Annotated in this window: 14 protein-coding genes; 5 read left to right on the top strand and 9 right to left on the bottom strand. The window is 71.6% G+C overall.

Going from position 1 to position 22,013, the window contains the following annotated elements:
* Positions 1-33 precede the first annotated feature (33 nt).
* The 3 genes from ABZ194_RS11095 (at position 34) to ABZ194_RS11085 (ending at position 2,886) form a co-directional block, all read left to right on the top strand.
* Positions 34-675, top strand: coding sequence for a MerR family transcriptional regulator (locus ABZ194_RS11095; RefSeq protein ID WP_355594797.1), 642 nt, complete (start codon positions 34-36; stop codon positions 673-675).
* Between the two features lie 532 nt (positions 676-1,207).
* Positions 1,208-2,425: an amidohydrolase family protein gene (locus ABZ194_RS11090; RefSeq protein ID WP_355594795.1), complete on the top strand. Its 1,218-nt coding sequence runs from the start codon at positions 1,208-1,210 to the stop codon at positions 2,423-2,425.
* Between the two features lie 14 nt (positions 2,426-2,439).
* Entirely contained in the window at positions 2,440-2,886 is a 447-nt protein-coding gene (locus tag ABZ194_RS11085) for a LuxR C-terminal-related transcriptional regulator (protein ID WP_355594793.1), read from the top strand.
* Here ABZ194_RS11085 and ABZ194_RS11080 read toward each other — a convergent pair.
* From ABZ194_RS11080 to ABZ194_RS11055, 6 genes are read right to left on the bottom strand one after another with little or no spacing between them, the layout of a single operon-like run.
* Positions 2,872-3,618, bottom strand: a complete 747-nt coding sequence (locus ABZ194_RS11080) for an alpha/beta fold hydrolase (protein WP_355594791.1) — start codon at positions 3,616-3,618, stop codon at positions 2,872-2,874. The two genes, ABZ194_RS11085 and ABZ194_RS11080, sit on opposite strands and share 15 nt — an antisense overlap.
* A complete protein-coding gene (locus ABZ194_RS11075) occupies positions 3,615-4,793 on the bottom strand; it encodes an acyl-CoA dehydrogenase family protein (RefSeq protein WP_355594789.1) in 1,179 nt (392 codons plus the stop codon). The genes ABZ194_RS11080 and ABZ194_RS11075 overlap by 4 nt, the downstream gene beginning before the upstream one ends.
* Positions 4,790-7,942: an amino acid adenylation domain-containing protein gene (locus ABZ194_RS11070; RefSeq protein WP_355594787.1), complete on the bottom strand. Its 3,153-nt coding sequence runs from the start codon at positions 7,940-7,942 to the stop codon at positions 4,790-4,792. Before ABZ194_RS11070 ends, ABZ194_RS11075 begins: the two co-directional genes overlap by 4 nt.
* The gene (locus tag ABZ194_RS11065) at positions 7,939-15,408 is read right to left on the bottom strand and encodes an amino acid adenylation domain-containing protein (protein WP_355594785.1); all 7,470 of its coding nucleotides are present in this window, start codon (positions 15,406-15,408) and stop codon (positions 7,939-7,941) included. The genes ABZ194_RS11070 and ABZ194_RS11065 overlap by 4 nt, the downstream gene beginning before the upstream one ends.
* Positions 15,405-16,592 carry an FAD-dependent oxidoreductase gene (locus ABZ194_RS11060; protein ID WP_355594783.1) on the bottom strand — a complete coding sequence of 396 codons (1,188 nt, stop codon included), beginning with the start codon at positions 16,590-16,592 and terminating at the stop codon, positions 15,405-15,407. Before ABZ194_RS11060 ends, ABZ194_RS11065 begins: the two co-directional genes overlap by 4 nt.
* A complete protein-coding gene (locus tag ABZ194_RS11055) occupies positions 16,593-17,843 on the bottom strand; it encodes a DegT/DnrJ/EryC1/StrS family aminotransferase (protein WP_355594782.1) in 1,251 nt (416 codons plus the stop codon).
* A 104-nt stretch (positions 17,844-17,947) separates the two neighbouring features.
* On the opposite strand from ABZ194_RS11055, the gene ABZ194_RS11050 reads away from it, so the two are divergent.
* Positions 17,948-18,211: an acyl carrier protein gene (locus ABZ194_RS11050; protein WP_355594780.1), complete on the top strand. Its 264-nt coding sequence runs from the start codon at positions 17,948-17,950 to the stop codon at positions 18,209-18,211.
* Positions 18,186-19,817: an AMP-binding protein gene (locus ABZ194_RS11045; RefSeq protein WP_355594778.1), complete on the top strand. Its 1,632-nt coding sequence runs from the start codon at positions 18,186-18,188 to the stop codon at positions 19,815-19,817. The genes ABZ194_RS11050 and ABZ194_RS11045 overlap by 26 nt, the downstream gene beginning before the upstream one ends.
* Positions 19,818-19,836: 19 nt before the next feature.
* Here ABZ194_RS11045 and ABZ194_RS11040 read toward each other — a convergent pair whose 3' ends face one another.
* From ABZ194_RS11040 to ABZ194_RS11030, 3 genes are all read right to left on the bottom strand, one after another.
* A complete protein-coding gene (locus ABZ194_RS11040; protein ID WP_355594775.1) occupies positions 19,837-20,070 on the bottom strand; it encodes a hypothetical protein in 234 nt (77 codons plus the stop codon).
* 35 nt (positions 20,071-20,105) lie between these two features.
* Positions 20,106-20,624: a MerR family transcriptional regulator gene (locus tag ABZ194_RS11035; protein WP_355594773.1), complete on the bottom strand. Its 519-nt coding sequence runs from the start codon at positions 20,622-20,624 to the stop codon at positions 20,106-20,108.
* A 385-nt stretch (positions 20,625-21,009) separates the two neighbouring features.
* The gene (locus tag ABZ194_RS11030; RefSeq protein WP_355594771.1) at positions 21,010-21,882 is read right to left on the bottom strand and encodes an ATP-binding cassette domain-containing protein; all 873 of its coding nucleotides are present in this window, start codon (positions 21,880-21,882) and stop codon (positions 21,010-21,012) included.
* Positions 21,883-22,013 lie beyond the last annotated feature (131 nt).

The following is a 22,013-nucleotide window of genomic DNA, read 5'->3' as shown; positions in this document are numbered from 1 at the left end:
AGACTTCAAGGCGACTTGATGTCAAATAGGGCTGTGCGCGCCCCCGTCGGAGTCTCAATCGGCCAAGCTGCCGCCCTGTACGGTCTCGTCCCGTCGACGCTGCGCTGGTGGGAGGCGCAAGGAGTGCTCCCCGAACCGCCGCGAGTCAACGGGCGCCGCGTCTACACCGAGACCGAGTTGCGCCGCATCGGGCTGGCGTACCTTTGCTGCGTGGTGGGCGGCATGCCGCTCGACCAAGCGGCGCTGGTGACCGCAGGCGGTCACCGCAACCGAGAGTGGCAGGCCGCGGTGCGGCGGCACGCCGAACTGGTGGAGGCGCAGATCGCCAGGCTGCGGAACGCGCTGGGGTACCTGTCGCACCTCTCCTTCTGCCCGGACGACGACGTGGTCCGGGAATGTCCGCACCTCGACGGGGAGCTGGCCACCCACACGCCGCGCGGGCTTGTCGCCGCGGACGCCCTCGTCACGGCGCGTTCGTTCCCGCACGCGCACGACCGGCTGCGGCGTAACGAAATCAGCCCATCGCGTGACGAAAACCTGGTGCCCCTTGGCCGGTGCGCCGTGTGCGCGGGCGAGTTCGCCCAGCCCGCCCACGGCCGGAAGCGAGTATATTGCTCACCCGCGTGCAGGCAGAGGCGATACCGAACGACCGCTCGCCGTCAATCGGCCCAGTAGTGCTTTTGGGAACTCTCCCGCCAGGTGACCGGCACCGCAGCAGCCCGCCCGGCGGCCTGGACATGAAACCCGGTTTCGTCGACGACCCACGCCACCGGCTACACGAGTTCGATAGGCGCGAATATCTCTGCGGCGAAGGTCCCAAGACGTTGCCGCACAGCCGAAAGCTCCTCAGGAGTCACCGCAGTGTGAAACTCCCCGCTCTTCCAGTGCAACCCCACGACACGCCACCCCAGAAAATCACCACTAGCGCCATACGCGTAACGCGTCGCTGGAAACACCGCACAAAAACAGTTGCCTTAAAGTTGGGTTCAACTGCCACACTCGAATGGCAGGCACAATGGCGCCGTCTAGCACCGAAACCGGCGGCGCCTGCGATTTCCCGGGAGCCCGGTGATTTATCGGCCTGGCATTCGGGCGACATTTCCGCAGTTCATCGTCCCACGACCGTTTGATCGTGTCCCGTTGCCGTCCGGGGGCCATGTTGTATCGAATTCATGCTGACCTGCTCATTCCCGGTCGGGGCGACCCCGTGCCCGACGCCGTCTTACTGCTCGTCGACGGGCGGATCGCCTACGCGGGCCCCGGGGTGGGCGCTCCGGCCGCAGCGCCCGGCGAGGACACCCTGTCCGTTCCCGTGGTGATGCCGGGGATGTGGGATTGTCACACGCATTTCAGCGGCCTGATCGACATGGTGAGCACCGAGCGGATGATGCTGACACGGTCGGAGGTCGCCACCGCGCGGTCGGTGGCCGACGCCGCAGTGGCCCTGCGCGCGGGCTTCACCAGCGTCCGCGAACTCGGCGGTTACGGCGTCTACCTGGCCCAAGTGGTCAACGAAGGCACGGTGCCGGGACCGTCGATCTACGCGGCAGGCCGGGTGATCAGCCAGACCGGCGGGCACTCAGACGCGCACTCGCTGCCATACCAGTGGGCCACCGACCCGCAGCGCGCCAGCGGCATGCTGCACCTCGCCGACGGCGTCCCGGAGTGCCTGCGCGCGGTCCGGCTGCAACTGCGGCTCGGCGCCGAGGTGATCAAGGTGTGCACGTCGGGCGGGGTCATCAGCGAGCTGGACCACCCGGCGCACCGGCAGTTCAGCCCGGACGAGCTGCGGGCGATCGTCGAGGAGGCGGACCGGGCGGACCGGGTGGTGGCCGCGCACTGCCACGGCCGAGCCGGCATCACCGCGGCGCTGGAGGCGGGTTGCCGGACCATCGAGCACGGCACGGAACTCGACGAGGAGACCGCGGCCGCGATGCGGGCGGCGGACGCGATTTTCGTCCCCACCCGGACCGTCTTCGAGGGTTTCCTCGGCCTGCGCGGCAAACTCCCGCCAGAAGCCCGCCGCAAGCTGGAGGAGCTGGAAGCGCGACACCGCGCGGCGATGTCCACAGCCGTCGCCTCCGGTGTGCGCATCGCCCTGGGCACCGACCTGGGCACCTGCGCGTCCGGCTCGCCGCTGGCCTGGGGGCGCAATGGCGAGGAGTTCGGCCACCTCGTCGCCGCGGGACTCAGTCCGCTGCAGGCCGTCGAGGCGGGCACCGCGACCGGTCCGCTCACCCTCGGCAGGCGGGGGCCGCGCTCGGGCAGGCTGACCGAGGGCTACGACGCCGACGTGCTCGCGCTGGCCGCCAACCCGCTGGACGACATCTCCATGCTGGCGCGGCCGGATGACATCACCCACGTGTGGAAGAACGGGGCCCTGGTCAAGAGCCCCGCTGGGGACCATAGCCCGCGCACGGCCTGACGAAGGAGTGGATCATGTCACACCCGCCGCACAAGGACGGGGACCTCGCGGCTGCCATGAGAAGCCTTGACGAGGTGCTGGCGCACTTCCAGATGATCGGCGAGCTGGCCCGCGACGCCCGCAACAGGCTGGTCGCCGCCTGCCAGGAGCCGCCGTTCGGCGAGCCGCGGCCAATCCGCGGTGAGCTCGCCCCGGCGGCCGTGCTCACCGTCCCCCGCCAGGGCGTCCAGCTGACCCGGCGCCAGCAGCAGGTGCTCGAACTCCTCACGCAGGGGGCGACGAACCGCCGGATCAGCCGGACGCTGCACATCACCGAGCAGACGGTGAAGGCCCACCTGCACATGATCTACCGCAAGCTCGGCGCGGCCGACCGCACCGAGGCGGTCGTCATCGCGATGCGCTCGGCGTTGGTGCCCGCGTACCCGCGTATCGACCACCCGGTGCCGTTACAGCGCCGGTAGCCCACCTCCTGACCGGGCGGGCCCGGACAGCTCCCCGGCCAGCGCCGCCAGCACAGGATCGGGGTCGGCCGTCAGGTAGAAGTGGTTGCCGGGGAACTGGGTGATCCGGCAGATCCCCGCTGTGTGCCGGTGCCAGAGGATCAGCTCGTCGCGGCCCACGGTCGGGTCCTCGGTGCCGCCGAAGACCGAAACCGGGCAGTCGAGCGTGGGGCGCTCCCGGTACCGGTAGGTCTCGGACACGGTGAGGTCGGCGCGCATGGCCGGAAGGAGCATCCGCAGGAACTCGGGGTTGTCCAGCACGATCTGCGGCATCCCGCCGAGGACGGCCAGCCGGGCGACGAACTCCTCGTCGGGCAGGTGGTGGGTGGGCTCCTCCCGGAGCGGCAGGTGCGGGGCGCGGTGTCCGGACACGATCAGCCGGACCGGCGGCCGCTCCCGCAGCCGGTGCGCGGCCTCGAAGGCGAGCAGCGCGCCCAGGCTGTGCCCGAACAAGGCGTACGGGCCACGGGTGTCCACGGCGTCGAGCACTTCGGCCAGGACCTCGGGCAACGTCCAGCGCGGCCGCTCCCCGACCCGGTCGCCGCGGCCGGGCAGCTGCACCGGGTACACCTGGACGTGCTCAGGCAGCCACGCCGACCACGGGGCGTACATCCGCGCGTCACCGCAGGCGTGGGCCAGGCAGTAGAGCCGGACCGTTCTCCGTCCGCCGGGGCCGCCGTTCCCGCCGCTCATGTCCGCTCCGCCGGAAGCGAGCCCGCGATCGCGCGCAGCAGAATGTTCGACGTGCCCTCATAGATCCGTCCCGCCTTGGCGTCCCGGTAGAACCGCTCGACCGGGTAGTCACGGGTGAAGCCGTTGCCGCCCAGCACTTCCACCGCGCGGGAGGCCGCCCGCTCGGCGACCTGGGAAGCGAAGTACTTCGCCATCGCCGACAGCCGCAGCCGCTCGGCGACATCGGCGCCGCAGGTCACCGCCCTGGTCACGTCGTAGAGCAGCGCCCGCGCCGCCGCCACCTCAGTCGCGGTCTCGGCGAGAACGAACTGGACGCCCTGGAATCCGCTGATGCGCCGGCCGAACTGCTCCCGCCGCCTGCTGTAGGCGACCGCCTCGTCCAGCGCGCCCTGGGCCAGCCCGACCAGCTGCGCGGCGATGCCGATCCGGCCGATGTCCAGCGCGGCGATGGCCACACCGTCGCCGCCGCCGAGTCCGCCGACGCAGCTCTGCGCGCGCACCGCGACGTCGGAGAGGACCAGGTCCGCGGTCGTGGCCGCGCGTACCCCCAACTGCTCGGTGCGCGGGTCGATCGACAGGCCCGGCGCGGTGCGCTCGACCAGGAAAGCCGAGGTACCGTGCCCCTCGGCCCGGGCGAACACAAGGAACAGATCGGCCTGGAGGGCGTTGCTCGTCCAGCGCTTACGCCCGTTGAGCACGAAGCCGCCGCCCTTGGCGTCGGCGGTCGTGCTGACCGCCAGCGCATCGCTGCCCGCCTGCTCCTCCGACAGCGAGAAGGCGCCGACGTGCCGGGTCGCCAGCAGCGGCAGGTGCCTGCGCCTCTGGTCCCCGGTGCCCAGCCGCAGCAGGGTGGCCACGATCAGCGCGTTCTGCACGTCGATAGCGACGGCGACGCCGGGATCGACCCTGGCGATCTCCTCGATCGCCAGCACCACCTGCATGAGCGATCCGTCGCCACCCCCGTAGCGCGCGGGCGCCTCGATCGCCATCAGCCCGGCGGCGAACAGCTTCGCGCGCAGTCCGGGGTGCAGGGTGGCGTCGCGGTCCATCTCGGCGGAGAGCGGGGCGATCTCCCGCCGGGCGAAGTCGCAGACCTTGGATCGCCACTGCTCATCGGTCAGCTCGCCCGCCCGGACTACGGTCGCGGTGTTCACCTCCGGACCGGTGGCAGTCATGCTCGCTCCCGTTCGACCAGCCGCGCCAGCGCCTCGACGGTCGGCGCGACATACAGCTCGTGCAGCGGCACCGACACGCCCCAGCCCGAGCGCAGCACGCTCATCAGCCGCATCAGGTGCGCCGAGTGCAGGCCGAGGGCGGCGAAGCGGTCGCGCACCCCGATCGCGCTCGCGCCGACCAGCCCGGCAACCAGGGTAGCGAGATCACGTTCCAGCTCCGTGGCGGGCTCGACGAGATCGCCACGGACCATGTCGAGGTCCGGCAGCGCCCGCACGTCGATCTTACCGCCGACCGTGGTGGGCAGCTCGTCGAGCCAGCCGACCGCCACCGGCACCATGTGCTCGGGCAGGCGCTGCGCGGCGAACTCCCGCAGCCCCGCCGGGGTGACCGCGGCGACGGCGTCACCGGAAGGGGTCACGTAGGCGACCAGGTCGGCCGGGCCTGCGGCGTTCCTGCGGGTGGTGGCGACCGCCGAGCGCACGGCCGGGTGGGCCCGCAGCACGGACTCGACCTCGCCGAGTTCGACCCGGTAGCCGCGGATCTTGACCTGGTTGTCGGCCCGGCCGAGGTACTGCAGCGTCCCGTCGGACAGGACGCGAGCGAGGTCGCCGGTGCGGTACATCCGCTCGCCGGGCGGGGCGGGCTCGACGTCGAACCGGCGGTGGGTGAGTTCGGCGCGGTCGTGGTAGCCCAGCGCCACCGCGAGGCCCGCGACGCACAGCTCGCCCCGCGCGCCCTGGGGCACCGGACGGTCCCGGTCGCCGAGCAGGTACGCCCGCTGGTTGGGCAGCGCCGTGCCGATCGGCACCGGCGCGTCGTCCCGCACGGCGTCGGCCGTGACCCGGTAGCAGGTGGACACCACGGCGGCCTCGGTGACCCCATACAGGTTATAGACCCGCGGCCGTTCGTCCCCGTGGCGGTCGATCCAGTCGCGCAGCACGGCCGTGTACAGCCGGTCGCCTCCGATGAAGACGCAGCGCAGCGCCGTCCCCGCAACGGATTCGGCGTCCGCGGCGGCATCGACGGCGGCGAAGTGCTCAAACAGCGTCGGTGTCTGGCTGGACACGGTGACCAGCTCCGCGCGCACCAGCCGATGGTAGTCCTCCGGCGACCACACGGTCCGCTGGGGAACGACGACCAGCCTGCCGCCGTTGCCCAGCGCGCCCCACATCTCCCACACCGAGTAGTCGAACGCGAAGGAGTGACTGAACGTCCACACGTCGCGCTCGTCGAAGGCGAACAGCTCACGCCCCGCGGACAGCAGGCTCTGCACGTTCCGGTGGGACACCACGACAGCCTTCGGCCGCCCGGTCGAGCCGGAGGTGTAGAGCACGTACGCCGGGTCGTCGGCGACCGTACCGGGCAGCCGCAGCCCGTCGGGCCGCGCGGGCCGCTCGTCGCCGAGCACGACGACCGCGCCCGCCGCTGCCGGGGTCCGGGCGGCCACGTCGGGCGTGGTCACCACCGCGGAGATGCCCGCGTCGGCGGCCATGTCGGCCGACCGCGCCGCGGGCAGCCCCGGGTCGAGCGGCACGTAAGCCGCCCCGGCCTTGAACACCCCGATCACGGCGGCCACCAGCAGGTGAGACCGTACGAGGCACAGACCGACCCGGTCGCCGGGGCGCACTCCGGCGGTGATCAGCCGGTGGGCGATCCAGTCGCTGTGCTCGTCCAGCTCGCGGTAGGTGCGGCGGATGTCGCCGAAGACGACCGCCTCGGCGTCCGGCGTCCGCCGCGCGTGCTCGGTGAAGGTGTCGTGCAGCGCCCGCCCGTCGATCTCGAGGCCGACGGCGCCGCTGACCGGCGCGGCGGGCACCGCCGCGGGCGACAGCTCGCCCAGAGTCAGGTCCGGCCGCTCGACCAGAGTGACCAGCAGCGTGCTGACCTGGTCGCAGAACCGCTGTGCGGCCTCGGCGGAGAAGCGGCCGCGGTCGTAGATCACCCGCAGCGGCATACCGTCGCCCGGCATGATGACCATGGTGATCGGGTAGTGCGGGCGGCCGTCGTAGCGCAGGTGGGTGAACCTCATGCCGGTCTCTTGGAGCGCGAAGTCCGGCATCGGCGTGTTCTCGTAGGACACGCTGCTCTCAAGCAGCGGCACGTCCAGTGGAAGGCCTAGCAGGCGCTGCACCTCGAACAGCGGCACCGTGGTGTGGTCGCGAACCGCGGCGATGTGCACCTGGAGGTCGCGCAGCCAGGACAGCGCGGCCCTGGTCATCTCCAGCTTCTCCCGCACCGGCATGGTGGCGATCAGCGGCCCGAGGATGATCTCGCTGCCGCGCAGCCGCGCGGGCCGGTGCGCCATGGTGAAGCCGCAGGCGACGTCGGTGGTGCCGTAGTGGTGCGCGAGCACGATCAGCCACGCGCCCTGCACGATCGTGTTCATGGTCAGCTGGTTGGTCCTGGCCAGCTCAATGAGCCCCGGTTCGATCGCGGCCAGCCCCAGCTCGGCGAAACCGTGACTGGGCGCGCCGGGCTCAGGCGGCGAGCCGCCCAGGAACAGCGGCTCCGGCGGATGGTATCCGTCCAGTTCGGACCGCCAGAACTCCGCGCTGTCGGCGCCGTCCTGCGCGCGCCACCACGCGGCGTAGTCCCGGTACGGGCGCATCGGGCCCCAGACCGGCTCCTCGCCGAGGCAACAGGACCGGTAGGCGGTGACGAAGTCGGTGATCGCGATGGCGAACGACCAGCCGTCCATCAACAGGTGCGAGAGCCGCCAGACGCACAGCCACGTGTCCTGCTCGCTGTGGATGGCGGTGATCCGCATCAGCGGAGCCTTGGCCGGCTCGAACCCCTCGACCCGCTCGCGGTCCAGCCAGACGTCGAGCCGCTCCTGCTGCTCGGCGACCGGGATGTGCCGCCAGTCGAGCACCTCGATGGGCAGCTCGACGCCGGAGCGGACCACCTGCAGCGGCTGCCCTTCGGCCCGCCAGTGGAAGGAGGTGCGCAGGATCGGGTGCCGGTCCACCACCCGCTGCCAGGCCCCGCCGAACGCGTCGGTGTTCATGGAGCCTGCGAAGGTGAGCACGAGCTGTTCGATGTAGACCCCGGCGCCGGGGCGCTTGAGCTGCTCGAACAGCAGGCCCTGCTGGATGGGGGTCAGCTCGTAGACGTCCTCGATGCCCTTGGCGGCCCGGTGGGCGCTCACGTCGCCTGCCTTTCGTCGTCGAGCGTACTGAGGAACGCGCTGAGATCGTCGGCGTCGAGCCCGGCGAGGGGGAAGTCAGACGGGGAGTAGGTGCCCGAGCCCGCCTTGCGGCAGTGCCCGGTGACAGCCGCGACGGCGTCCGGGAAGGCGGCGGCCACCCGGGTGGCCGCTCCGCGCCAGCGCATCCGCAGTTCGCCGTCCACCAGCGCGGCGCCGACCTCGGACACGGTGCCCGGCCGGAGGTTGGTCCCGTCGGGACCGGCGAATCCGGCCGGCGAGAAGACCCCGCCGCCCGTCTGCCAGTCGGCGCCGACCACTTCGTGCAGCAGGAGCAGCCCGCCGGGCGGGAGCGGCCCAGCCGGATCTCGGTACTCCCGCTTGACCGAGGACAGCACCTGCCCGGGATCAGCCGGGCCTGCCGCGGTGAGCGCGACCAGGTCGGTGAACCGGCCGGCCACACCCTCCACAGCGGGCTCCCGGCGGCTGCGCTCGACCGCGACGACCGGCGTGTCGTCCGACACCGACCGCATGGCCACGACCACAGCCGCGGCGACCGCCTCCGCGAAGTCCAGGTGGTAAGCGGCGAAGGCGGTCTCCCGGAGCGCGGTGACCTCGTCCGGGGCGAGCACGGTGATCGCGGTTTCGTCGAGGCGCACCGGAGCCGCCTGCACGGGCTCGGCCACCGTGGCGGGCGCGGGCTGCTCTCGTGCCCACTCCAGGAAGCACATGGGCCGGTCAGCCCAGTCGACCGAACCGTGTCCGGCCAGCTGACGGTAGGCGTGGGCGAACTCGCCGAGCAGCAGCCGCAGCGAGCTGTCGTCCAGCGCCGCCGCCGCGCTCAGCCAGACCAGCTGGCCATCGCCGTCGCCCGCGGCGATGTGCGCCACCTTGACGCCGTCTCCCGCGGTCAGGTCCAGCTCCTCGGCCATCTCGGCCACCAGTTCGGCGATCGCCTGTGTCCGGCCGTCCTCGGGCAGTCCGCTCAGGTCGATCTCGGCGATGTCGGGCCCGGCGCCCGTGTCGGACAGGCCGGTCGCCGCGGTGTTCGTGCCGTCGTCACGCGACCCGAGGCGCAGGCGCAGCGCCGTGTGCCGGGTAGCGACCTCTTGGAGCGCGCGGTCGGCGACGCGAGAGTCGAACCCGGCCGGGACCGCGACCTGGACCCACCTGACCGCCCCGACGGCGAGCAGCTCCGCCTGGCGCGCGGAGAGCGGGACCGCGGTGGTGTCGGCGACGTCGGCTCCCGCCACGACACACCGGGCGAGGTCGAGGAAGGTGTCGCTCTCGAACAGGTCCTGCGGGGCGATCGGCAGCCCTGCCGCGTTGGCCTGGCTGACCAGCTGGATGCCCATGATGGAGTCGCCGCCCAGGGTGAAGAAGTTGTCCCCGGCCCCGACCGCCTCCACGCCGAGCACCGACCGGGACAGCGCGGTCAACCGCTCCACGGTCTCGCGCAGCCGCTCCCCGACCACCGTCTCCCCCGCCGTGTCGCCGACGCGGCCCGGCGCGGGCAGCGCGGCCCGGTCGACTTTTCCGTTGGCGGACAGCGGAAGCGCGTCCAGCACCAGGATGTCGGCGGGGATCAGGTAGGCGGGCAGCGCGTCCGCCAGGTGCGCGCGCACCGACTCGACCAACTCGGCGTCCGCGCCGGGCTCCGCGGGGATCAGGTAGGCGACCAGCCGCTGCTGGGTGCGCGGCCCGATCGCGGTCGCCACCGTTTTCGCTACCCCGGGGTGCGCGGCGATGGCGTGCTCCACCTCGCCGAGTTCGACGCGGAATCCACCGATCTTGACCTGGAAGTCCTCCCTGCCGAGGAACTCGATGGAGCCGTCGGGCAGGTAGCGGCCGAGGTCGCCGGTGCGGTAGAGCCGTTCCCCGGTGTCCGGGTGGGTGATGAACGACTCCGCGGTGCGCTGCTCGTCGTTCCAGTAGCGGGCCGCCAGCCCGGCTCCGCCGATGTGCAGGTGCCCCACGGTCCACACCGGGGCGGGCTCCATCCGCTCGTTGAGCACGTGGAACGACTGGTTGCGCAGCGGGAAGCCGTACGGGATGGACGTCCAGTGCGCGGGGACCTCGCCCACCGGGTAGTAGATCGACCAGATCGCCGCCTCGGTCGCGCCGCCCAGGCTGATCACCGTCAGCTCGCCGGCGAGCGCACGGGCCCGGTCGGGCAGCCGGACCGGAATCCAGTCGCCGCTGAGCATCGCCAGCCGCAGCGGCAGCGCCGGGCCGCCCTGCGGCGTGGCCTCCAGGTGGGTCACCAGCATCTCCAGCAGCGCGGGCACCGTGTTCCACACCGTGACGCCGTGCGCGCGGACCAGCTCGATCCACCGGGCCGGGTCGCGCCGTGCGGCGGGTTCGGGCAGCACCAGCGCGCCGCCGGAGCCGAGCACCCCGAAGACGTCGAACACCGACAGGTCGAAGCTCAGCGAGGACAGGCCGAGCACCCGGTCCGCCGCGGTGATCCCGAACAGGTCCTTGACATCGTCCAAGGTGTTGCCCGCGCCGGTGTGGGTGACCGCCACGCCCTTCGGGGTGCCGGTCGACCCGGAGGTGTAGATGATGTAGGCGATGTCGTCGCGGCTTGCCGGGCACCGCCATCCGGTCACGTCGGCCGACCGCCAGTCGGGCTCTTCGGCGACCGCGACGGTGTCCACCAGCCAGGTGCTCCCGTCCGAGTCCGTGGTGACCACGCACTCGACACCCGCGTGCTCGACGAGCCACGCGCGCCTGCTCTCCGGCAGGCCGGGGTCGATCGGCACGTAGGTGCAGCCCGCGGCGGCGACCCCGACGACGGCCACGATCTGCCGCCAGCCCTTGGCGACGCCGATCCCGACCGGCGCGCCGGGGCCGAGCCCGCGCGCGGCCAGCGTCGCGGCCAGGTCGACGGCCCTGCCGCACAGCTCGGCGTGGCTGAGCGTGCGCTCCGCGGTGACCACCGCGTCCCGGCCCGCGGTCGCCGGGGCCACGCCCGCCGCCAGCACCGGCTCCACGATCAGCCCGTCGGGCAGTGGCCCGCGGGTGGTGTTCACCCGCTCCCGGAGCGTCAGCTGCCCGGCCGGCAGGTCGGCCGACGGCGGTCGCTCCCACCCGTCAGACGAGGCCAGCCCGGCGAGCAGGTCCTGGTACGCACCGAACATGTCGGCCATGAGGCCGTCCGGGAACAGCTCGTCCACCGCGTGCCACGCCAGTTCCAACGCGCCGTCGAACTCCAGCACGAAATGGTCGACGGTGACCTGCGGGGTCTGCGAGATGAACCGATTCTGCGTACCGAGCCAGGCCACCGGCGACGACGCCTGAGCCGGGTCCTGCCCGGTGGGCAGGGCACTGGTGAACACGACCGGCATGACGGCCCCGGTGGTGTCCTGCCGCGCCCGGTTCAGCTCGCGCAGGATGCGCACGCCGCTGACGTAGCGGTGCTCGAAGTCCTCCCAGCTCTGCCGCTGCACCTGGGTGGCCAGCCCGGCGAAGGTGCGCGGCGTGCGGGCGTCCACCTCAAGCAGCTCGAACGAGGCGAACTCGCCGACCATGTCGTCGACTTCCTCGTGGAAGGGCAGCCGGTTCACCGCGGTGAAGTTGAGCGTGAAGCGCTGGCTCTTGCTCCAGCGGGCCACGGTGGCCGCGTACGCGGCGACGAGCACGCTGGACGGGGTGACCCCGTGCTCGCCCGCCTTCTCCTTGATCCTGGCCCACACCTGGGCGTCCAGCCTCGCATGCCGCCGGACGAACATGGGCCTGCCCAGCTCGCCGGGGGCCAGCGCGGTGGGCAGCTCCGGAGCGGGGGGCAGCTGACGCACCCGGTCTCGCCAGTACGCCAGCGAGCGCTCGTAAAGCTCGGTCTCGCGCAGGGCCTCCTCGGCGAGCACGTAGTCGCGGAACGACAGCTCGGGCGGCTCGGCCGAAAGCCCGGCGTCCTGGTAGAAGTCCCGCCAGGCGGGCAGAACCTGGTAGAAGAAGCTCGCCACGTCGGCGCACAGCAGGTCGAAACCGATGTGCACGCGCAGTGTCCCGCTGGTGAGCCAGGTGGCCCTAATCTCCCACAGCGGCCAGGTGTCGGTGGGCCGGACGTCGGCCGCCATCCGGTCGGCCACCTCGGCGAGCCGGGCCTCCGCCGTCGGCTGGTCGACCCCGCGCAGGTCGAGAACCTCGAAGCGGTAGTCCGAGAGGTCGGTCAGCACTCGCTGGCGGCCGTCGGTCAGCACGACGATCCGCAGCATCTCGTGCCGCCGCACCACCTGCTGCCACGCCCGCTCCAGCCGGTGCAGGTCCAGCGCGTCGCTGTCGAACTCCAGGTAGAGGTGTGGGGCGACGCCGCCCATGTCGAAGCTGCCCAGCCTGCCGATCCACTGGGCCTGCTGCATCTCGGTAAGCGGGAACGGCTCGTACCGCCGCGCGGGCTCGGGCGTGATCGCGGGCAGCGGGGCCAAGACCACGCCGTCGGACTCCTGCCCGGCCAGCAGCTCGGCCAGCGCGGCGACGGTCGGCCGGGACAGCAGCTGCGCCGGGGTGGCCGAGCGGCCAAGTTCGGCCCGCACCCGGTTGAGCAGCTGGGTGGCCAGCAGCGAGTGGCCGCCCAGCTCGAAGAAGTTGTCGTGCACGCCGATCGGGTGGAAGCCGAAAAACTCCTCCCACAGCGCGGCGATGCCGCGTTCCAGCTCGTCGCGGGGCGCCGTGTAGGGGGTGAGCAGGTGTTCCGGCCTGCTGCCCGCGGTCACGGCGCCGCCCGTCTCCTCCGGCGCGGGGATGTCGACGACCAGCTCCGCACCGCCCGCGCCGACGGTGGCGCGCGGCTCGACCCAGTAACGCTTGCGCTGGAAGGGGTACCCGGGCAGGGCCACGCGGGCGCCGCGGCTCTGCAGCCGTGTCCAGTCCACGGGGAAGCCGGCGAGCCATAGTCCCGCGACCGAGGCCAGCAGTGCGTCCGGGTCGGAGCGGTCCTCGTCCGGCCGGGGCAGGGTGGCCAGCACCGTGGTCCTGGCGGCGGACTCGACCGCCTGGCGCGACAGGGTGCCAAGGGTGTTGCCCGGCCCGACTTCCAGCAGGACGGTCCGGTCCGGTCCGGTGGCCGTGCGCACGGCGTCGCCGAAGCGGACGGGCAAGCGCATGTGGGTGCCCCAGTACTCGGGGTCGGTGGCCCGCTCGTCCTCGATCCACCGGCCGGTCACCGTGGACACGATCGGCGTCGCCGGCCGGGCCGCGCCAACCTCGCGGACAAGGTCGGTGTACGCGGGCACCATGGGGTCGATCATGGCCGAGTGGAAGGCGTGCGAGGTGCGCAGACCGCGCGCGGGCACGTCCGCCGCGGCCAGCAACCGCCGCACCTCGGCAACGGCCGGGTGTGGACCGGACACCACGCACAGGCCCGGCCCGTTCACCGCGGCGACGGACACGGCGCCGGACGGCTCCCCTGCCAGCAGCTCGCGCACGCGCTCCTCCGGCGCGGCGACCGAGAGCATCGCCCCGGACGGCAGGTTCCGCATCATCACGCCCCGCATGGCGACCAGCCGCAGCACATCCGGCAGGTCGAACACGCCTGCCAGGCAGGCGGCGGCGAACTCACCGAGGCTGTGGCCGACCATCGCGTCCGGGGTCAGGCCCCAGGACGCGAGCTGGCGGGCGAGCGCGTACTCGGTGACGAACAGCGCGGGCTGGGCGAACCCGGTGTCCTCCAGCCGCTGGGCCGCCTCCTCGGGGTCGGCGCCCGCCGCCGGGTACATCACCTCGCGCAGGTCGGCGCCCAGCAGCGGGGCCAGCGCATCGGCACAGGCGTCGACTTCGGCCCGGAACACCGGTTCGCCGAGGTAGAGGCCGTGTCCCATACCCGGGTACTGGGTGCCCTGGCCGGGGAACAGGAACACCAGTCTGGGCGGGTCGGGCGGCGCGACCGCACTGAACACCCGCGCCGGGTCCGCGCCCGCGAGCAGGGCGGCAGCCTCGTCGACGTCCCCGGTCACCAGGGCCCGCCGGAACGGCTGCGCGCCGCGGCCGAGCTGGGTGGTGGTGGCGATGTCGGCGAGACTGCCCGTGCCCCGGCCGGAGCCGAGGTGCGCCGCGAGGTCCCGGGTGGCCTCCTCCAGCGCCCGCGGAGACCTCGCGGACAGCACGACGATCTGCGCCGGCCGGTCCGGCGGGGCCGCAGGCCGGGGCGCGGGGGCCTCCTCAAGGATGACGTGGGCGTTGGTGCCGCCGATACCGAACGAGCTGACCCCGATGCGCCGCGGGTGTGTGCCGTTGGTCCACTCGGTCAGCTCGGCGGTGACGCGAAAGGGCGAGTCGTCGAATCCGATGCGCGGGTTGGGAGTCTGGAAATGCACGGTGGGCGCGAGGCTGCGGTGGCGCAGCTGAAGCACGGCCTTGATCAGGCTCGCCACGCCCGCGGCCGACTCCAGGTGTCCGACGTTGCCCTTGACCGAGCTGACCGCGCAGAACCCGGTGTCGGAGGTGTGCGCTGCGAACGCCCGGCTCAGCGCCTTGATCTCGATCGGGTCGCCGACCGGGGTCGCGGTGCCGTGCGCCTCGACCGCGGTGATGGTGCGCGCGTCCAAGCCGCCCACCGCCAGCGCGGCGGCCACGAGCCGCTCCTGCCCGGCCACACTCGGCGCGGTGTAGCCGACCTTGTCCGAGCCGTCGTTGTTGACCGCCGACGCGCGGAGCACGGCGAGCACGCGGTCACCGTCGGCGACGGCGTCCTCCAGCCTGCGCAGCACCACGACGCCGACGCCGTTGCCGAACACAGTGCCCTGCCCGCCGGCGTCGAACGGGCGGCAGTGCCCGTCCGGGGAGTAGATCAGACCTTCCTCGAACAGATAGCCCACCCGGTGCGGTACCCGCACGCACACGCCGCCCGCAAGCGCGGTGCCGCACTCCCCCGCCAGCAGCGCCTGGCCGGCCTGGTGCACGGCGACGAGCGAGCTGGAGCAGGCGGTCTGCACGGTCACCGCGGGGCCGGTCAGCCCGAGCAGGAACGAGGTACGGCTGGCCAGGTAGTCCTTGTCGTTGTGGATCTGGAGCTCGAACATCGTCGAGTTCATCACGATCCGCCTGCCGCCGAGCAGGTTGGACATCAGGTAGGCGGGCATGTTCGCCCCGGCGAACACCGCGACGTCGGGGTCGGTGCCCGGTCCACGCCCGGCGTCCTCCAAGGCGTGCCACGCGGTCTCCAGGAACAGCCGCTGCTGCGGGTCCAGCAGCGCCGCCTCCCGCGCGGGGATGTTGAAGAACGCGGCGTCGAACAGGTCGACGCCGTCCAGCACCGACGCGGAGCGCACATAGTCGCCCCGGGAGAACAGCTCCTGCGGCACGCCCTCGGCCAGCAGCTCCTCGTCGGACAACGTGGTGATCGACTCGACGCCGTCGCGGAGGTTGCGCCAGAAGGTGTCCACGTCCGGCGCCCCGGGGAACCGGCAGGCCATGCCGACGACCGCGACATACCGGCCGGATATCTCGGTGTGGTCGCGCGGTGTCACCTGGCGGCCTCCTGGGTCGCGGTGGGGGCCAGCCGGGAGATGTCGTGCTCGGTGCTACCGTGGAGCGCGAGGTCGACGCACACTTCGCCGAGCAGCGGGACGAACTTGAACCCCCAGCCCGAGCTATAGAGCACGATATTCCCGCCGTCGGGCACCAGGTCGGTGGCCAGGCCGAGGTAAAACTGCCGCCGGAGGTCGCCGGGCAGCACGGCGAGGCAAGTCGAGGTGCGCACCGGCTCCGGGTCGAGCGCGGGCAGGTGGTTTCCCACCCATGTGGACAGCCGGGTCACGTGGCGGGGATCGGGCTCGCCGGTCGTGTGGTCGGCGCCGGCGATCGGGTCGACCTCGAACACCGGACCGAGGCGCACCAGTTCGCTGGGCGACCACGGGTTGCGGCCGAAGCCGTAGAACAGGTTCGTGTCCTCCTCGGTCGGCTGCTGGAAGACGAACCAGAACGGGAAGTCGACGGCCTGGTCACGGCGGCGCAGCGACACCAGGGCCATCTCGTACAGCTTGATGTCGAGACCGCGGCCGAGCGGGGTGAGCAGGCTGTTGACCTCGGCACCGTTGGCGAGCACGACCTTCGCGCAGCGGTAGGTCTGCCGGTCGGTCCGCACGGTGACGCCGTCGGCGTCAGGCTCCAGGCCCAGCACCCGCTCGCCGCCGCGCAACAGGCAGCCCTCCTGCTGGGCCAGGCCGTACAGCGCGGCCAGGGTGCCGCGCACATCGATGGTGCCGCCGCCGGGCTGGAGGAACCCCGCGTAGTGCCCGGGCAGGCGGGCGAACCCGAAGCGGCGCTCGATGTCCCGGGCGGTCAGCGCCTCGTAGCGCACGTCGAGCCGGTCCATCACCCGCATGGTCTCGGCGATCTGGCCTTCGTTGGTCTCCACATCGACATCGCCGAACCAGAGGCTGCCGATCTCGTGGATCAGGGTGCGCTCGGCGAGGCTCTCCAGCCGCCGCCACCTGGGCAGCGCCTCCAGGGTCAGCCGGAACAGGTCCTCCTGGGTGTACTGGAGCCGCCAGTGCCGCTCGGCCCCGCTGGTCCCGCAGCGCTCGTTGAAGAAGCCGTGCCGGTCGAGCACCAGGGTGCGCCGGCCCCGGGCCGCGGCCTGCCAGCCAGTGGACAGGCCGACCGGGCCGCCGCCCACGACGACGATGTCGAACAGGTCTGAGCCGGTCATCTATCGCACAGTCCTTTCCACCTCGGTGAGCGCCGTGTGCAGCGCCTCCAGCAGGTGGCTGACCTGCTGGTCGGACAGACTCGGCTGGCAGGGCACGTTCACCTGCCGCCGGAACCACACCTCCTCGGCGGCAGGGCACTCACCGAACCGGTGCCCGCGGGCGCGCCATTCCGGCAGCAGGTGCAGCGGGAAGTACCGCAGCTGCAGCTGCACCCCCAGCTGGCGCAGCCGTTCCACGACCGCGTCCCGGTCGACACCCGCGGCCGGGTCGACGAGGAACGTGTACAGGTGGTACGCGTTCACCACGTCCGCGGGCTCGGCGACCGGCTCGACGAACGGGAACCCGCGCAGCACCTCGGTGATCCGCGCCGAGTTCTCCCTGCGACGCTTGACCAGCCGGTCCAGCCGGTCAAGCTGGGCGATACCGACCGCGGCGGCGGGCTCGGACAGGGTGGCGTTGGTGCCCGAATAGCGCATCTCCACGCAGTCGTGGGTGTAGGAGTTGCCCGCGTGCAGCATCCAAGACGGCGCGTCCTCGCGGTTGCCGATGCGCAGTGGCGCGGGCACGAAGACGGCGTCGGAGTTGTTGGAGCGCATGCGGTCGAGCCGCTCGGCCCACTCGTGGCCACGCTCCTCGTTGTGCACCGTCACCATCCCGCCCTCGCCGAGGGTGGTGATGTTCTTGCTGGTGTGGAAGCTAAAGCAGCCGATATCGGCTAGCGCGCCGGGGCGCCGTCCGCGGTAGCGGCTGCCCAGCGCGTGCGCGCAGTCCTCCACGACCACGATGCCTTGCCGCCGGGCGATGCCCATGATCCGGTCCATGTCGGCGGGCAGCCCGCCATAGTGCACGAGCACGATCGCCTTGGTGCGCTCGGTCACCAGCGCCTCGACGCCGGCCGGGTCCACGTTGAGCGTCATCGGGTCGACGTCGCAGAACCGGACGGTGACCGGGAGGTCGAGCAGCGGCTGGATGGTGGCCTTGAACGTCTGCGGCGTCACGAGCACCTCGTCGCCCGGACGCAGCCCGAGCAGGTTGATCGCGAGCGACAGCGCCACCGTGCCGCTGGTCACCGACAGCGCGTGCCGCGCGCCGACCAGCTCACAGAACCGCCGCTCGAAGGCTTCCCGGTAAGGGCCGCCGGAAAGCGGCGCGCCGGATCTCAAGATCTCGGTGATCGTGTCTACTTCCGCGTCGGCGAGCACGCTTCCGCGTTGTGGATACGGGACGAGGTAGCTCGGTGATGTCGCCACGGTTCCGTAGTCTTGTCCGCGGGATCGCGCCCGAGGTATTGGCCGAATGGTTTAGCACCAAGGATGTATGCGGCGCAACGAATTCCGTCGTTATCCTTCGATTCATGGGCGAACTGCGGAAAATCCTCTTGGCGCTGGGCGTGAAGGACGACGAGATCACGGCGGATCGCAGGCTGCGCGCCCACTTGGCCCTGGACTCGACCGAGACCGTCGAGCTGGAGCAGGAACTCCACCGGCGGTTCGGTGTCGTAGTCGATCTGTGGGACAAGCACGACTTCACCGTGGCCGAGCTGGCCGGGCGGATCGAGCACGCGCGTGCACACGGCACAAAGGGAGCCACCGGTGCGGGAGCCACTGAGCAGGATTGACCAGCAGCGCGCACAGCGATACCGGGAAAGTGGGCTGTGGGGCGGCGCAAGAGTCGACCAGACCGTGCTCTCAGCGGCGCGGACCCGCCCGGACGCCGTCGCGTTGACTGCGGGCGAGCGAAGCCTGACTCACGGCGAGCTGGCCGCCGCGGTGGCGGCGGCAGCCGCCCGGTTGACCGCCCGCGGCGTCCGGCGCGGCGACGCGGTCATCGTGCAGCTGCCCAACGACCTCGAACTCGTCGTGCTGACGCTGGCGCTCTCGCGCATCGGTGCGCCGCCGGTCATGACCCCGACCGCGCTGCGCGACTATGAGCTGAACCACCTGGTCCGGATCACTCAGCCGGTTGCCGTCGCCGTCCCGGCGACCGTGGCCCGCTTCGACCACCTGGCGATGGCCGAGCGCCTGCGCGCGGCGCACTCATGCGTGCGCAGCCTGTTCGTGTCCGGTGTGGAGGAAGCGGACGAGGCGTCGGTCGTCGACCTGACCGACCTGTGCGCACCGCCGAAGGCCGACGGGCCGCCGTCGCCGGAGCCGGAGACCGCCGGGCTCGGCGATCCCGCGCTGTGCCTGCTGTCCAGCGGCACCACGGGTCCACCGAAGGTGATTCCCCGGCTCCACGAGGCATACGACTACCAGCTGCGGATCACCCCCGAACTGGCGGGCGTCGGCCCGGACTCGGTGTACCTGGCGGTCATGCCCGCCACGCACGGGTTCGTGCTCGGCTGCCCCGGCGTGCTGGGCACTCTCGGCGCGGGCGGCCGGGTCGTGCTGGGCCCTTCGGCCGAACCGTCGGTCGCCTTCGAGCTGATCGAACGGCACCGGGTCACCCACTGCGCGCTGGTTCCCGCTCTGGCCCAGCGCTGGGCCGCGGCAGCCGACACCGACCACGACCTTTCCAGCCTGCGCGTGCTCCAGGTCGGCGGGGCCCGGCCGAGCCGCGCCCAGGTCGAGCGGATTCCCGAGACGCTCGGCGCGCGGGTACAGCAGTGCTACGGGATGAGCGAGGGCCTGCTGAACTACACCGCGCTGGGCGACGGCGACGACGTCGCGTTCGACACCCAGGGCCGCCCGGCCTCGCCCGCCGACGAGATCCTCGTCGTCGACACGGACGGCCGCCCGGTGCCACCGGGCGAGGTGGGCGAGCTGCTGACCCGCGGCCCCTACACCGTCGCGGGCTACTACACCGACCCGGAGGCCAACGCCAGGAGCTTCACCGCGGACGGGTACTACCGCACCGGCGACCTGGTCCGGGTGCACCAGCCTTCCGGCTCGCTTGTCGTCGAGGGCCGGTGCCGGGACGTGGTCAACCGCGGCGGCGAGAAGATCCCGGCGGCCGAGCTGGAGTCGCTGGCCGCCGAGCACCCCTCGGTGGCCGGGGTCGCGGTCATCGGCGCCCCGCACGAGCGCTACGGCGAGGTCGTCTGCCTGTACGTGGTGTGCCACGCCGACCGGCCCGTCCCAGACCTGCGGGAAGTGCGCGGCTTCCTGGCCGGGCGGGGGCTGGCGCGGTTCAAGCTGCCTGAGCGGCTTGAGGTCGTCGACCGGCTGCCATACCTGGGCATCGGCAAGGTGGACAAGAAAGCCCTCCGTGCTTCCCTCAGATGAGGACTCCGTTCGGCGCGGGTCAGTCGATCACCACGGCCGTGGTGATCGCGGGGAAGTCGGTAAGATGTCCTTCGTGCAGCAGCCGGGGCGGGTCCACGTGGCCGGCCGAGCCGTCGCCGAGTTCCCACATGACGGTGTCGCCGCCGAGCAGCGGCCGGACGTCGCCCATGCGGGCGTGCAGGTCCGCATCGATCGTCCCGCGCCGGCCGGGGATGAGCGGACGGAAACTCGTTACCTTGCCACGGCAATCCATACATTCTCGCGACAAAGGCTTGGAACCCGGCCGGGTCACTCCGGCGGGTGCGGCGTCCGCCGGGAGGTGAACCCCTGGTAGTCACCCATGAGGATCCTGTTGGCCCGTTGTCTCAGAATGCTCTGGTAGTACGGGCACTCGTTGAGCTGCTGGTGGCCGCACTCCATGAGCTCGAACAGCAGCTTCTTGACTTGCTCGGCATGGCTGATGGTCTCGTCGAACTCGGCGACCCGCGCTGAAGCGATCTTCTTGACGGCATCCATCGAGGTGTTCACGTCGTTGAGCAGTACGGCCATCTCCCTGATTGTGAAACCCGCCTCCCGCCAAAAGTCGATCGCCGCGAGCTGCACCAGCCCCTCGTCGCTGAACATCCGGCGCCCGTTCGACCGGCCCGCAGGCGTCAGCAGCCCTTCCCGCTCGTAGTACCGGAGCGCGGACGGCTGAACTCCTGCCCTTCGGGCCAGTTCGCTGATATCTAGCAGAATGTCCCGCTCCTCCCGTGCCCTCGTCGTGCGGGACCGGCCGGCTTCCGTCGTCCGACTCCACCAACACAAGGAAGGTTAGCCTAACCTAATCCATACCCCTGCGGACAGTGAGCAGGGGCAACAACGGCAGAACCGCGACACCCAGGACAGCGACACCACCGGGGCAGACATGGCGCCACCGACCGGCGGAACGAACTCTCCGACCTCGGCAATAGCGCATACACCAACAGAGTACCCCGCACTGGCCCCAACATCACGTCCCAGCAGGCGCTCCCCGCCAAGCGGTCCGCCATGATCATCAGAGTGGCCGATGTAATGTGGCGTCAACCCGCCGCTCGTCCTGGCGACGACCCCGGTAAGTCTCGCGGTCCCGGGGCACCCCCGGCGACGAGCCTCGCCGGCCATCTGAACCGACGGGCAGCGGCCGTTCCGGCCGCTGCCAATCACTCTGGGATCAAGCCGAGCAGATGGTGGGCGCCTCTCGCAGGAGGCGCAGGTGGAGTTCCCCGTCGCCGGCGAGTGCGAGTAGTTCGTCGTCGTGGCTGACGAGCAGCACGACGGGTGCCTCCTTGAGCAGGGCACGGGCGATGAAGACCCGCTGTTTCTCTCCACCGGAGAGGGCGGAGCCCGCTTCACCGACGCGCGTATCCCAGCCGCGAGGGAGACGGTGGACGACTTCGTCGAGCCGGGCGACGCGGGCGACGCGTTCGAGGTCGTCGTCGCTCGCGTTGGGGTTGGCCATGCGGAGGTTGTCGGCGACGTTGCCTTCGAGGAGATATACGTCCTGGAACACCTGCGCGGCGAGACGCGACACACCGGTGCTGCCGAGCTCTCGCACGTCACGGCCGCCGATGCGTACGGATCCCTCGTCGACGTCGAAGAAGCGGCCGACGAGCTTCAGTAGTGTGCTCTTGCCGGAACCGGACGGGCCGACGAGGGCGGTGACGGTGCCGCGTTCGAGTGCGAGATCGATACCGTCCAGGGCAACGGTGTCTCCGTAGGCGAAGCGCACGCCTCGTATACGCACGACCGGTTCGGGAGTCTCCGGATCGGGCACGACAGGCTGGTCCGGTACGGGCGGTTCCGGGCTGGAGAGCAGCTCCCGGATGCTGTGGGAAACACTCAGCGCGCTGACGAGCGGATGCACCGACATCATGACCGTCATGAATCCGGCGGTGGTGACCGTGCTGAACACGAGGAACCCGATGAAGCTCTCCAGCGGCAGTTCGCCGGTCGCGGTGAGGATGCCGCCGGCCGTCGCGACGACCACAAGCACGCTCGGCGGCGAGATGAGGATCTCGGCGATAACGCCCGCGATGCTCGTCAACTTGGCCCAGTGGCATGTACGAGCCCACCTCCTCGCTCAACCCGGCAGGCGTGACCAGCCCAAAGGGCAACCCTGCGTGCGAGAACCCTGTTACCTGTCCGGTTCGATTCCCGTCATCCGCCCTGCCCGCC

The organism is Streptosporangium sp. NPDC006007 (genome assembly GCF_040614315.1).
GTDB lineage: Bacteria > Actinomycetota > Actinomycetes > Streptosporangiales > Streptosporangiaceae > Streptosporangium.
The sequence above is the reverse complement of the archived record's forward strand: the minus strand, read 5'-3'. Positions and strand labels throughout refer to the sequence as shown.